At 42.9% G+C, this 13,780-nt stretch carries 12 protein-coding genes; all 12 read left to right on the forward strand.

The annotated features are described in order from the left end of the window. Window positions 1-19 precede the first annotated feature (19 nt). Window positions 20-409 (forward strand): PrgI family protein, encoded by a 390-nt coding sequence (locus tag ACTNDQ_RS09850; RefSeq protein ID WP_235232810.1) that lies wholly within the window; start codon window positions 20-22, stop codon window positions 407-409. After that, window positions 357-2,765, forward strand: a complete 2,409-nt coding sequence (locus tag ACTNDQ_RS09855; protein ID WP_235232848.1) for a VirB4-like conjugal transfer ATPase, CD1110 family — start codon at window positions 357-359, stop codon at window positions 2,763-2,765. Before ACTNDQ_RS09850 ends, ACTNDQ_RS09855 begins: the two co-directional genes overlap by 53 nt. Further along, window positions 2,762-3,541, forward strand: coding sequence for a class B sortase (gene srtB / locus ACTNDQ_RS09860; RefSeq protein ID WP_235232811.1), 780 nt, complete (start codon window positions 2,762-2,764; stop codon window positions 3,539-3,541). Before ACTNDQ_RS09855 ends, srtB begins: the two co-directional genes overlap by 4 nt. Window positions 3,542-3,590: 49 nt before the next feature. Further along, window positions 3,591-5,840, forward strand: coding sequence for a CD1108 family mobile element protein (locus ACTNDQ_RS09865; RefSeq protein ID WP_441064506.1), 2,250 nt, complete (start codon window positions 3,591-3,593; stop codon window positions 5,838-5,840). 20 nt (window positions 5,841-5,860) lie between these two features. Next, window positions 5,861-6,172 (forward strand): DUF4315 family protein, encoded by a 312-nt coding sequence (locus ACTNDQ_RS09870; protein ID WP_154580936.1) that lies wholly within the window; start codon window positions 5,861-5,863, stop codon window positions 6,170-6,172. Beyond that, window positions 6,147-6,842 carry a CD1107 family mobile element protein gene (locus tag ACTNDQ_RS09875; RefSeq protein ID WP_441064475.1) on the forward strand — a complete coding sequence of 232 codons (696 nt, stop codon included), beginning with the start codon at window positions 6,147-6,149 and terminating at the stop codon, window positions 6,840-6,842. Before ACTNDQ_RS09870 ends, ACTNDQ_RS09875 begins: the two co-directional genes overlap by 26 nt. Before the next feature lie 73 nt (window positions 6,843-6,915). Next, complete coding sequence (locus tag ACTNDQ_RS09880) at window positions 6,916-9,024, forward strand: DNA topoisomerase 3 (protein ID WP_441064477.1); 2,109 nt, start codon at window positions 6,916-6,918, stop codon at window positions 9,022-9,024. Window positions 9,025-9,052: 28 nt separating this feature from the next. Then, on the forward strand, window positions 9,053-10,108 hold the full coding sequence (locus ACTNDQ_RS09885; protein WP_441064479.1) for a DUF5688 family protein: 1,056 nt from the start codon (window positions 9,053-9,055) through the stop codon (window positions 10,106-10,108). 63 nt (window positions 10,109-10,171) lie between these two features. Continuing rightward, window positions 10,172-12,169, forward strand: a complete 1,998-nt coding sequence (locus tag ACTNDQ_RS09890; protein WP_441064481.1) for a YodL domain-containing protein — start codon at window positions 10,172-10,174, stop codon at window positions 12,167-12,169. Continuing rightward, window positions 12,166-12,426: a transposon-transfer assisting family protein gene (locus ACTNDQ_RS09895; RefSeq protein WP_154580931.1), complete on the forward strand. Its 261-nt coding sequence runs from the start codon at window positions 12,166-12,168 to the stop codon at window positions 12,424-12,426. The genes ACTNDQ_RS09890 and ACTNDQ_RS09895 overlap by 4 nt, the downstream gene beginning before the upstream one ends. After that, window positions 12,416-13,270 carry a DUF4316 domain-containing protein gene (locus tag ACTNDQ_RS09900; RefSeq protein ID WP_441064483.1) on the forward strand — a complete coding sequence of 285 codons (855 nt, stop codon included), beginning with the start codon at window positions 12,416-12,418 and terminating at the stop codon, window positions 13,268-13,270. The genes ACTNDQ_RS09895 and ACTNDQ_RS09900 overlap by 11 nt, the downstream gene beginning before the upstream one ends. A 288-nt stretch (window positions 13,271-13,558) precedes the next feature. Then, window positions 13,559-13,756, forward strand: coding sequence for a helix-turn-helix domain-containing protein (locus ACTNDQ_RS09905; protein WP_441039441.1), 198 nt, complete (start codon window positions 13,559-13,561; stop codon window positions 13,754-13,756). Window positions 13,757-13,780: the final 24 nt, after the last annotated feature.

Genomic DNA, 13,780 nt, shown 5'->3' on the forward strand with positions numbered 1-13,780 from the left:
CAGGAAGGAGAGATAAACCATGGCATATGTCAGTGTTCCAAAAGATTTGACAAACGTAAAAAATAAAGTGGCTTTTAATCTGACAAAGAGACAGATTATCTGCATCGGTATCGGTGCAGCGATTGGTATTCCGTTTTATTTCCTCACAAGAGGAATACTTGGGATGTCAAATGCGGCTACTGTTATGGTGATTTTGATGTTACCGGCATTTATGTTTGCTATGTATGAAAAAGACGGGATGCATCTGGAGGATATGATCTTGCACATCCTGAATGTAAAAGTGTTCCGGCCACCGGTCAGAACCTATGAAACAGAGAATTATTATGAATCGAATCCGGAAACAACCGGTTCGAAAAATGCATCCAGAGAAAAGAAGGGAGGAAAGACAGGTGTCAAAAAGAAAAAATAACAGCACCAAAAGGTCAAAGAAAAAAGAAGAAAAGCGCCTTTCGGTACAAAAGACGATCCGATACAAAGAGATGGGAAAGGATGGGATCTGCCGGGTACAGGGAAATACATATTCCAAATGTATCCGGTTTTATGATATCAACTATCAGCTGGCACAGAATGAGGATAAGAATGCTATTTTTGAAAACTGGTGTGATTTCCTCAACTATTTTGACAGCAGCATCCATTTCCAGCTGAGCTTTATCAATCACAAAAGTAATATGAAGGAATTTGAGAATGTGATCCGTATCCGGCCTCAGCATGATGAGTTTGATGATGTCCGCATGGAATATGCACAGATGCTGAAGCATCAACTGGCAAAGGGCAATAACGGTTTGGTAAAGTCAAAATATATCACGTTTTCTATCGAAGCGGAGAATATCAAGCTGGCGAAACCGAAGCTGGAACGTATCGAGTCGGATATACTGAATAATTTCAAGGTGCTTGGTGTACCGGCATATCCACTCAATGGTGTGGAGCGGCTTCAGATTATGTATGAAACATTTAATCCGGATGCCAGTGCCGATTTCCAGTTTGATTATGGTTCCATGATCCGGACCGGTCTCAGCACAAAGGATTATGTGGCACCGACCAGCTTTGTATTTAAAGAAGGGAAGACATTCCAGATGGGGATAACGATTGGCGCAGTCTCCTATCTGCAGATTCTTGCTCCGGAGCTTACCGATAAAATGCTGGCTGAGTTTCTGGATATGGATAAGGATCTGATCGTAAACCTGCATGTGCAGTCGGTGGATCAGATGAAAGCCATCAAGCTTGTAAAAAGCAAGGTGACGGATATCAACCGCATGAAAATTGAAGAACAGAAAAAGGCAGTTCGTTCCGGATATGATATGGACATCATCCCGTCAGACCTGAATACGTATGGTGGCGAGGCAAAGAGACTTCTGGAAGATCTGCAGTCACGAAATGAGCGTATGTTCCTGGTAACTGCGCTCTTTTTGAATACAGCAAAAAGTAAACAGGATCTGGAAAATGCAGTATTCCAGACTGCCGGCATCGCTCAGAAATATAACTGTGTGTTAAGGCGACTGGATTATCAACAGGAGGAAGGGCTGATGAGCAGTGTTCCGCTTGGTGTCAATCATGTGCCGATCAAAAGGGCACTGACTACGACCAGCACTGCTATCTTTGTTCCTTTCACAACGCAGGAATTGTTCATGGGTGGAGAATCCCTTTATTACGGATTGAATGCCCTCAGCAACAATATGATCATGGTAGATCGGAAGAAGTTGAAAAACCCGAATGGGCTGATCCTCGGTACACCTGGATCCGGAAAGTCCTTTGCGGCTAAGAGAGAAATTACAAATGCATTTTTCGTGACAAATGACGATATTATCATCGGTGATCCGGAGGGAGAATATTATCCACTGGTTCATGCCCTTGGGGGTCAGGTTATCCACATTTCTCCGACCAGCAAGGATTATATTAATCCCATGGATATCAATATGGATTATTCCGATGATGATAATCCACTGGGTGTGAAGTCAGATTTTGTCCTGTCGTTGTGTGAGCTGATCATGGGAACCAGAAATGGTATTGAGGCAGAGGAAAAATCAGTGATCGACCGGTGTCTTCCCCTTGTATATCAGAAATATTTTGCAGATCCGAAACCGGAAAATATGCCGGTACTGGGAGATCTGTATGACTGCCTGAGAAAGCAGAAAGAGCCCCAGGCCCAGCGTATCGCAACAGCACTGGAAATCTACGTTAATGGTTCTCTGAAAGTGTTTAACCATCAGACAAATGTGGAACTGAATAATCGGATTGTCTGCTTCGACATCAAGGAGCTGGGTAAACAGTTGAAAAAACTGGGAATGCTCATTGTCCAGGATCAGGTATGGAACCGTGTTACCATTAACCGGGGCTCACAGAAATCTACCAGATACTATATCGATGAATTCCATCTTCTTCTGAAAGAGGAACAGACCGCAGCTTATTCTGTGGAAATCTGGAAGAGATTCCGCAAATGGGGTGGAATTCCCACAGGAATCACTCAGAATATCAAAGACCTTCTGGCCAGCCGGGAGATTGAAAATATCTTTGAAAACAGTGATTTCATCCTGATGCTGAATCAGGCTGCAGGCGACAGACAGATTCTGGCAAAGCAACTGAACATTTCACCATATCAATTATCCTATGTGACGAATTCCGGGGAAGGCGAAGGACTTTTGTTCTACGGAAATATCATCATTCCGTTTAAGGATAAGTTTGATAAGAGCTTGAAACTGTATTCGCTGATGACAACAAAACCGGAAGAAGTGGAGGAACGAAAGAAACTGGAGGCAGAAAGGAAATGAGAAAATGGATATCGAGGATTCTGTTTGTAGTTTCCATTATCCTTCTCACCATCAGCCTCTACTTTCTGATGGGTATGTATCTGCAAGATCAAAAAAGCGAAACAGGATTCGACTCTATTCGACAAGTCCATGAAGAACAGGAAACTAATGATAATAAAGATGATATCGAGGGAGACAGTAATTCTCCTGCTATTGTTGATCCTGGCCTTCTGGCTTTGCACGAAATGAATCCGGACTGCATCGGCTGGATTAAAATTGAAGGGACAGCAATTGATTATCCAGTCATGTATCATCCGGAAGAAAAGAATTACTATCTCAGGAGAAATTTTGAGAAGGAATATGACGTAAGCGGTACTCCATTTCTTTCTGAACTGTGTGATCCAGAGGATGCAGAAAATCTGATTATTTATGGCCATCACATGAGTTCCGGGAAAATGTTTGCAGCTTTGGATCAATATAAGTCAGAAGAATTCTTTCAGGAACACCCGGTAATCCAATACAGCACACTGCATGGGGAAGAACAATATCAGATTATAGCGGCATTTGCCATACCGGTTTATACAGGATATGATTTTGAATACTACTCTTTCACCAAGGCAGAAGATGCTGAGGATTATATGACTTTTATTGAAGAATGCAAGAAACGGTCATATTATGACACTGGTTATACAGCACAGTATGGAGACAAGCTGATCACACTGTCAACCTGTGAGTATTCCCATAAAAACGGGCGGATGGTTGTGATTGGTAAACAAATTGAGAATGAAAGAAGGTGAATGATTGGCAGGAAAGGAATATACAGCGAAAGACAAGATCTTTTCTAAAATGACAAGAGAAGGTCTGACAGAAGAAACACTCCGGGATGGTTCTGTGAAGAAAATCAGCCAGAAAAGTCGGGATGAACCTGAACTTGACAGTAAGGAGCGGGATGAGAAAAATACGACTCCCGGCAAAAGGCTGTCGGACAGTTCCGGAAGAACTGATAACCGACGCATGAGAAGGTATGTGCAGGAATTAAGAATGTCTTCGGATATTGCATCTGAAGAAAGATCTGCAAGAACTTTTTCCAAAGCAAACAGTGAAAGAATCATAGAAAGAAAGGACAGCCGGTACCAGGGAAAGCTTCGTTCTCAGGAACAGATTCCGGAAGTATCCGGTATCTCGGATCAGAAAGATCAAGCAAAGAAGAAACGTGCTCGAAAGAGACTGACAGAAGAACAGGAAAAATCGGGTAGGCTTTCTTTTGGTGATGAAGGATCCGGCATGATCCACGGAGCCGGAACAGGAATGGGTCGAAAGGTAGCAGCCGGTGCGGCACTATATGCCAGAAATCAAATGGCAGAGAATGGAGATGATAATGCTGCTGTAGATGGTTCCGGTGCAGTGATGGCAGTTGCTGATGAAGCAGCTCACAGTCTTCGCAGGGCACAGTTAAGAAGCCAGAGAAGTGATGTGAAAGCACACAGAAAAGGGATGAATCTGGATGCTCCAGAGGCTTCCAGATTGAAGTTTGATGCTGCGAAGGAAGCATCAGAACGAACTGCCAGGGATTCAGTGCAAAATGCAGAAAAGAAGCGTTTGCTAAACCGCTTCTTCCAGAGAAAAAAATATAAAGATGCCTACCGGGCAGCAAAGGCTGGTAAAACAGCCGGAAGCCTCGGAGGGGCAACAACGATTGCCGGTGTCGAAAACATGACGGTAAAAGCCAAGATTGCTTTAAAAGAAATCGTAAGGCGAAACCGTACCGTGTTTCTTGGTATCGGCATTTTTTTGCTCATTTTTATGCTGATTGCAGTTTCTTTGGGAAGCTGCAGTGCTTCGATTCAGGGTGGAGCTTCCGTGATCGGTATGACAACCTATCCCAGCACAAATGCAGATATCTATGCGGCAGAAAATGCTTATGCTGCCATGGAGGAGGCATTAAACCGGCAGATTAACAATATGGAGTCTACATATCCGGATTACGATTCCTATCAGTACAATGTCAGCGAAATCGGGCATAATCCGTATCATCTGACTTCATACCTGACTGCAAAGTATGGCGGATACACCTATGAGGATATAAGGGATGAGCTGCAGGATCTTTTCCAGGCACAATACCATCTGTCTACCCATGGAAGAACGGAAACAGTCACAGAAACAAGAACTGTCCGTGTGGGAGAATCACTGGGAAATGTAGTCACCAGCGGATATTGCAACTGTTCTATCTGCTGTGGAAGGTGGTCCGGCGGGCCGACAGCCAGCGGTGCATATCCGACTGCAAACCATACGATTGCTGTTGATGCAAACAATCCAATCGTACCTCTAGGAACGAAAGTGATCATGAACGGTGTGGAATATACGGTAGAGGATACCGGAAATTTTGCCAGATATGGAGTTGCCTTTGATGTGTATTACGACAGCCATTCTGCGGCCAGTGCACATGGACATCAGACATGGGAAGCATTTCTCGCAGATGATAATGGCAGCCGAGAGGTGGAGGTTACTACCACGACTACACAGAGAGTCCTCTATGTCACTCTCACGAATACGAATTTTGATGCAGTGGCAAGGGCAAATCTGACAGAGGAACAGGAAATTCTGTATGATGCATTAAATACCACATTGGGCAACCGGGATTATTTGTGGGATGTAAACCGGATTACCGGAGCCGGAGGCGGTATGAGTTATGAGATCCCGCCGGAAGCACTGTCAGATGAACGGTTTGCAAGAATGATCCGGGAAGCAGAAAAATATCTGGGATATCCCTATGTATGGGGCGGATCTTCACCGAGCACCAGCTTCGACTGTTCCGGATTTGTATCCTGGGTAGTTAATCATTGTGGAAATGGCTGGAATTATGGACGTCGGACCGCAGATGGGCTTCGTGGCCTTTGTACTTATGTTCCACCGTCACAGGCAAAGCCGGGAGATCTGATCTTTTTCCAGGGAACCTATAATACCAGCGGTGCCAGCCATGTGGGAATTTATGTTGGCAATGGAATGATGATTCACTGCGGGGATCCGATCCAGTATGCGAATATCAATACATCCTACTGGCAGCAGCATTTTATGTGCTTTGGAAGACTGCCTTAAAAAGGAAGGAAGGTGAAAATTTGAATCGGAAGATTAAAAAGTATCTGGATGAGATTGAAAAGACCGAAAAGAAAATTGCTGATCTGGAAATGTATCTGAAAGGTGTCCGGTCAGCGCTGAAAGAGGAAGAAAATAACGAAATGATCAAAAGCATCCGTGGAATGAAATTAAAAGGGCAGGAATTATTTGATCTGCTAAACGGAATCCAGGATGGAACGATATCATTTGTAGCGAGCGGGGAGTCAGAAGAAGAATCTGGCTCCTTTGTTGTTCAGAAAGAAAAAAGAGAAAGTGAGGAAAATGAATATGGTGAAATGGAAGAAACTGAATAAAAAACTGGTGGTGCTTTTGACAGCAGCTATGATGCTTTTTGGCAGTCAGGCTACTGCTTTTGCGTATGTGGATCAGGGCACAGAGGCAGCTCAGGAGGAATCAACAACAGAAACGGAGGAACCGGTGGTTGAGGATACTCATACCGAGGAAAATGGCGATCCGTTCTCTGTTCCTGGTAACGGAGAGGTAAGGGATGACATTACCGATGATTCCAGTAAGGAATTTCTGACGATTAAAACAAAGAATAACAATACGTTTTATATCGTAATTGACCGGGCGGCAACAACGAACAACGTGTACATGCTGTCTCAGATTGATGAAAATGACCTGAAAGAATTTCTGGATGAGGATCAGCAACAGACTTTAGAGACTGCCCCTTCTGTAGTCCTGAAGGATGAGCATACAGACGATACGGAAAGCAACATGGTTGTTGAAGAAGAAACACAGGCAGATAAACCGGATAAAACAGCAACAAATTCTGGTCTGTTTGTGATCCTTCTTCTGGCTGTAGCGGGGATTGCAGGCTATTACTACTTCAAGATCTACAAACCGAAGCAGGAAGATGATGATTCTGAAAATGAAGGTCTGGAAATGGATGACGGGCTGGAGACCATCAATGAGGATGAGAAATCCGATAATCCGGCAGAAAAAGACGAATCACAGGAATAAATCCAAAAAGGTGGGAGCTGATGTTGTATAAGGGCAACGCAGCTCCCATATTAGTGAAAGGAGTTGTAAGAATATGTATTTAGTGATTACAGAAAAACCAAGCGTAGCCAGATCCATTGCGGATGTGATCGGCGCACAGAAACGTGAAGACGGATATCTGGAAGGAAAGGATTGTATCGTCAGCTGGTGTCTTGGACATCTTGCTGAATATGTGGCTCCGGATGCTTATGACGAGAAATTCAGCAGATGGAACTATGAGGATCTGCCCATTATTCCGCAGGAGTGGAAACTGGCAGTGTCAAAGGACAAGAAGGATCAGTTCTATGTGTTAAAGAAGTTGCTGAACCGTCCGGATATCGACTATGTAGTAAATGCCTGTGATGCAGGACGGGAAGGCGAATTGATCTTCAAGAGAGTCTATGATCTTTCCCGGAGCAGAAAACCGGTAAAAAGACTGTGGATCAGTTCTATGGAAGATGAAGCCATCCGTGAGGGATTTTCTCAAATGAAAGATGTGTCTGCATATGAAAACCTTGCCGATGCTGCTGTGTGCAGAGCCCAGGCAGACTGGCTGGTAGGAATGAACGCAACCAGAGCTTACACCAGTAAATATTATAAGAAGCTGACTGTGGGGCGTGTCCAGACACCGACGCTTGCCATGCTGGTAGACAGGGACAGAGCTGTTTCCTCATTCCAAAAGGAAAAGTATTTCAATGTGCAACTGGATCTGGATGGTCTGCAGGTAGAAAGACAGAAAATCTTTGATGAAAAGGAAGCAGAAAAACTGAGAGTTCTTTGCCAGGGAAGCGATGCTGTTGTGGAAGAAATACGTTCAACGGATAAGACTGTAAGACCACCAAAGCTTTATGATCTGACTACTTTGCAGAGGGAAGCGAATCGACATTATGGTATGACTGCCCAGCAGACGTTAAATGCAGCACAGTCTCTGTATGAGCAGAAACTGATCACCTATCCGAGAACTGACAGCCAGTATCTGACGGAGGATATGGAGGTAACTGCAGGAAATGTGATTCGGAGAATTCATGAAAAGTATCAGCTGACAGGACCCTTTGATCAGCCGGAAAAGCCGAATATCAGTCTTGTCCTGAATAACCGGAAGGTATCCGATCATCATGCAATTATTCCCACTGTGGAATTGACAGATTGTGATTTGTCACAGTTAAAGGATTGGGAACAGAAGGTATTGTTCCTCATCTGTGTCCGTATGGTGGAAGCAACAGAAAAGGATTATATTTTCACAGAAACCGATATCACCGTGAAGTGCCAGAACGAGCTGTTTTCCGCAAAAAAGAAAGTTGTAAAGCAGATGGGATGGAAGCTTTATGAAGAGTGTTTCAAGAACATAGATGGGCTGGCTATGGAAAATCCGGAAAATGTAGAGACAGACCGGTTTTCTGATCTGGCTCCCGGACAGATCTTTTACAATGTGGCTGCTGATAAATCGGAGCATTTCACTTCCCCACCGAAACAGTACAGCGAAGATACTCTGCTTGCAGCTATGGAGACAGCCGGGAATAAGGAATTCGATGAGGATACAGAGAAAAAGGGGCTGGGAACTCCGGCAACCAGAGCAGGAATCATTGAAAAACTGGTACATTCCCAGTATGCCGTCCGTAAGGGAAAACAGATCATTCCTACAGAAGATGGAAAGGTTCTGATTGAGATCCTGCCCGACTTTCTGAAATCAGCCAGCATGACAGCGGAATGGGAAAATCAGCTTCTGGATATGGAGAAAGGGAAGATCACTCCGGATACCTTTATGACAGGGATCAAAAATATGATCACCATGATGCTGAATGGATGTGACACGATTCCGGAGGAAGAAACCAGAAGGTTCCAGACAAGGGAAAGCATTGGAACCTGTCCGGTATGCGGAAGTCTGGTGTATGAAGGGAAAAAGAACTTCTACTGCAGTAACAGGGAATGTCGTTTTGCCCTCTGGAAAGAAACAAAATATCTGGAGCGGATGCTGAAAACCATCGATAAACGTATGGCTGCAGAACTTTTAAAAAGTGGAAAAGTCCGGGTGAAGGATCTGTATTCTGCCAAGAAAAATATGTATTTTGAAGCGGATCTGATCATGGATGCCAGTGAAGATCGTGTGAATTTTTCTCTGGATTTTCCGAATAAAAAGCCTTTTGGAAAAGGCAAGAAGAAATAGAAAAATGAAATAGGAAAGGATGAAAAATATGGAATTTGAAAAATTTGTAGAAACTGTAAAAGAAACAATCAAAGACTATCTTCCGGATGAATATAAAAATGCCAGTGTTGATGTTTATCCCCATGAAAAGCTGAATGAAAGCTATCTGGGGATGACGGTAAGAACGGAGAGCCAGGTGTCTTCCCCGACACTGAACCTGAACATGTTCTATGAACAGATGCAGGATGTTCAGATGGAGATGGAAGATATTATGGAACGGATGGCTGAGGTTGTGCAGATCACACCTATGGACATTGACATGGGTATTTTGACCGATTATGAAAAAGCAAAAGAGAATCTGTTTATCCGGGTATCTGATGCGGACAGGAATCAGGAAATGCTGTCAAAAGTTCCCCATACACGTGTAGAGAATCTGGCGATTACCTATCATATCTTTGCTAATTCCGGAGCAGATGGCATTGCTTCTGCGATTGTAAACAACGAAATGATGAAACTTTTTGGTGTTTCAAAGGACCAGCTTCATCAGGATGCTCTGGAAAACAGTCCGAAGGTGTTTCCGGTCAAGATAGAATCTATGGATAAAATGATGGAAAACATGATGAGAAATGATATGCGGGCTGCCGGTATAAAAGAAGAAGATATTGACCAGATGATGGAAGAAATGTATCAGAATATGGCTGTTCCGCTCACCATTGTTACGAATGAGCAGATGCTCGATGGTGCTGCAGTTCTCTTCTATCCCGGCCAGATGGATCAGATTGGAGAAGCATTAAAGGGAGATTACTATATTCTTCCCTCTTCCACTCATGAAATGCTGGTTCTTCCGGATAATGGAGAGATGACCTCCCGTGAATTAAAACACATGGTAATGGAAGTGAATAACAGTGAAGTCCGTCCTGAAGAAAAACTGGCGGATGAAGTGTATCACTATGATACCAAGGACAGGATTTTTGAAAAAGCATCTGCTTTTGAAGATCGTCAGAAAGCGAAAGGAAAGGAACAAACAATGCCCGATAAGAAAGATGCAAATATGTCTCAGCCGGTACATAAACCGAAGCATAAAGCAAATGATATGTCACTTTAAAAATATGTGTATGAGAAGCCCCGTCGGAATTAGAAACCGGCGGGGTTTTAGAAAGGAGTTCAAATGAACAGAGAAAATAATATTGAAGCAGTTCAGTCAGCTACTATCCCACTTCCGGTTGCGGGAAAGGATATGAACAGCATCCTGAAATCTTTGGAGACTGGCGTGGAGAATATTTTTACCGGTGATAAATATGCCCTGTATCTGCAGACCATGTCGAAGTTTCACAGATATTCATTTAATAATACACTCTTGATTGCGATGCAGAGACCGGATGCAACCCTTGTTACCGGATACCGAAACTGGCAGTCAATGGGCAGACAGGTGAAAAAAGGGGAAAAAGGAATTACGATCCTTGCTCCTGCCCCGATCAAGAGAAAAAGGGAACAGGAAATTCTGGATCAGAACCGTAATCCTCTTCTGGATGCAGATGGAAAGCCAAGAACAGAGGAAGTCGAAGTTGTCATTCCACGGTTTAAACCAACCACAGTATTTGATATTAGCCAGACAGATGGTGAGCCTATAGAGACCCTTGCTCCTGAAGAACTGACGGAGGCGGTTGCGGATTATGATTTATTCATGGAAGCAATCACAGCGGTCTCTCCGGTTCCAATCCGATTTGATGAGATTGCAGGAGAAGCCAAAGGATATTATCATTCCGGAGATAAAGAGATTGTGATCCAAAAAGGAATGAGTGAAAGCCAGACAATCAAAACAGCGATTCATGAAACCGGACATGCCCGGCTCCACGACAAAGACATCATGGAGAAACAGGGAATAGAAAAGGATCGGCTGACAAAAGAGGTTGAGGCAGAATCTGTTGCTTATTGTGTCTGCTCTGCTTTTGGTGTAGATACTTCTGAATACAGTTTTCCGTATATTGCCGGATGGAGCAGCAATCGTGACATGAAAGAGTTAAAAGCATCCATGGACATAATCCGAAAGACTGCAGGAGAAATGATCGACGAATTATCCGAGAAACTGCAGGAACTGTTCACAGAGAAAAAGCAACTGCTGGAATCAGAACAGAAAGAAAAACTGATACCGGCAATGGAAGCTGCCGGATATCATTTTGATGAGCTTGAAAGTTCAGATGGAAATCTTCGTTTTCTGCCGGATGGAACCCATGAAATTGGCGGTGCGTGGATTGCAGATTCCTGGAATGATGTACAAGAATGGCTGGAAGGTGTTGTTCTGGAAAATCCAGATACAGCAGAGCGGGTGGAACGCGTATTGCATCCGGAACGATTTAAAAAAACTTCTGAAGAATTAATGTTTGGTGGAGAAGAGCGTTTTGCCATTTATCAGATTAATCATGAATCAAAAGCAATGGAATATCAGTTTATGGGTATGGATTTTGTAAAATCCCAGGGAATGGAAGTAACTGCCGGGGATTATCAGTGCGTGTACTCCGGGATTCTTCAGCCATCGGATAACTTAGACACTCTCTACAGTGTATTTAACGAGAACCATCCGGCTGATTTCAGAGGGCATTCCATGTCAGTCAGTGATGTAGTCATTACAAATAGAAATGGTGATATCCGGGCTTTCTATGTAGACAGCTTTGGTTTTACTGAACTGACGGATTTTGTAAAACAGAGACAGGAGATGATTGGAATAGAAGATACTACTCTTCCACTGCATCCGGATGAGGATAAATCTCACATCAGCTTTTATGTGGCAGAATGTTCCGAATTTCCAGTTCTTGGAGAATTTCATCAGGATCTGACTCTGGAACAGGCTTTTGATATTTTTGATCAGATACCGGGAAGCCGGATGAATGGAATAAAAAGTATTGGCTTCAATCTGCAGGATGGCAGTGATTATGAAGGAATGTTTGATCTGTATGTGGGAAATTCGTTACAGAAAGAAATCATCAACTCTATTCCCGGATATCGGGATAACAAGCTGGTACAGAAAGCGTTGTCAGATGCAGAGAAAATCATTGAGAAAAGACAGAATGAAAGAGAAAAAACAGAAAGTAAAATGCCGGAAGTAATACAGAAAACGGAAAGACAGAAAACAAAATTACAGCACAGAAGGGAGGCGATGAGTTTATGAAACCAGTGAAATTCGAAGAAAATGAATTAATGGTAATGGCGATCTTTGCCGAAAAGACCAGACAGGATACCGTAGAGACATTAAAAGAAACACTGGATGTTCTGGAAGAAACAAAAGAGGATGTATCCGATGAAGAAATGATTGAAATTGTATCTTCGCTGATCGAGAAACTGCAGCAAATTGAAGACAAGTATTACTACACACTAGATCTGGATTCATATCTCTTGGCATCGGAGGATGATGAGTATGAAGATTAATCAATTTGCCCTTTATCGTGTCAATAAGATGACTGCCGGACGGAAACTATGGCATCTGACTTACAACGAGGTTCGGGAAAAGAATTTTGCTGTTCGTGTGGAATTTTACCGGCATATGATGGTCGGCGAAATGAAGCCGGATGAGACCGCTAATGAAATCTGGAAACGGATCCGGTATAAAACAGAAGTCAGTGATGTGCTGATGCTTAACCATGAAGGAGAAATCTCCTGCTTCTATCTAAGTGATGATCATCCCAGAAGAATCAGCGGATTCATCAGTATGGGTACAACAGGAAGTGTTCTGTCCGTGGATACCAGAGATTATAAAATCGATGGCTATTCCGGAAACTGGAGAGTAACAGACTACATTATTATCGACGGAAAACAGTTTTATCTTCTGGAGCATCAGGAATTCAGGGAACAGGCTGCGAGGATTATTCTCGACAGTTACGGAAAATATGTGGCAGAAACCGGAATCGGAGGTTTTGATGAAACTGCTAAGCAGAAAATCCGTGAATATATTCATCCTGAGGATAAGTATCCGGAAAGGATGAAACAGTTGCAGACCAAGATGGAACTTTATCAGAAATATTTCCAGAATGGGATGTATGAACGAAGTCATGAATCCGGTACAGAAGCCAATTATGATATGGTGGATGGACAGGTGAATAACCAGAAGAAAGGTGCAGAGCAAATACAGTATCCGGTAGCAAAACGTCCGAAGAAAAGGACTTCTGTGATAAAGAAGCTTCATGAGAAACAAATTGCCATTGCAAAAAGATCCGGAAAGCCGGTGCCGAGATATTTGGAACAGCAGATGGTGCAGGAAAGAAGCAGAAAATAGCAACAAGATATGAAGTGTATATTGTGTTTACCCGAATAAATAAATTGAAGGTCTGGGGAGATTAGTTCTCTCTGGATCTTTTTTTATGCTCCAAAATAACGTTATAAAGTGTTAAATAGGTTACTCTTCTATTATTGAGACACGACATATTTGTTGTGCGCTTTCCAACAAGTTTACGAATAATAAAAAATTATGTATATGATATAATGCATTAGGTTGATAAAGTTCGCTGTTCGGATTATAATTTAATATAATGTATTTTTGTATAAAATGATGTTAGGAGGCCGTATGGAATATTTATCAACAACTCAGATTGCTCAAAAATGGGGTATATCATCAAGAAGAATACAAAAGATGTGTACAGAGAAAAAAATACCAGGTGCAATGCGTATCGGAAACTATTGGGCGGTGCCTGCAGATGCAGAAAGACCTAAAGACGGTAGGATAAAAAGCGGACGGTATATTAAGTTAAAAAAGAAACAATAACTATTATTAACCAGTAGGGGTTTT

The sequence above is a fragment of the Blautia massiliensis (ex Liu et al. 2021) genome (assembly GCF_052064225.1).
GTDB classification, from domain to species: Bacteria; Bacillota; Clostridia; order Lachnospirales; family Lachnospiraceae; genus Blautia_A; species Blautia_A fusiformis.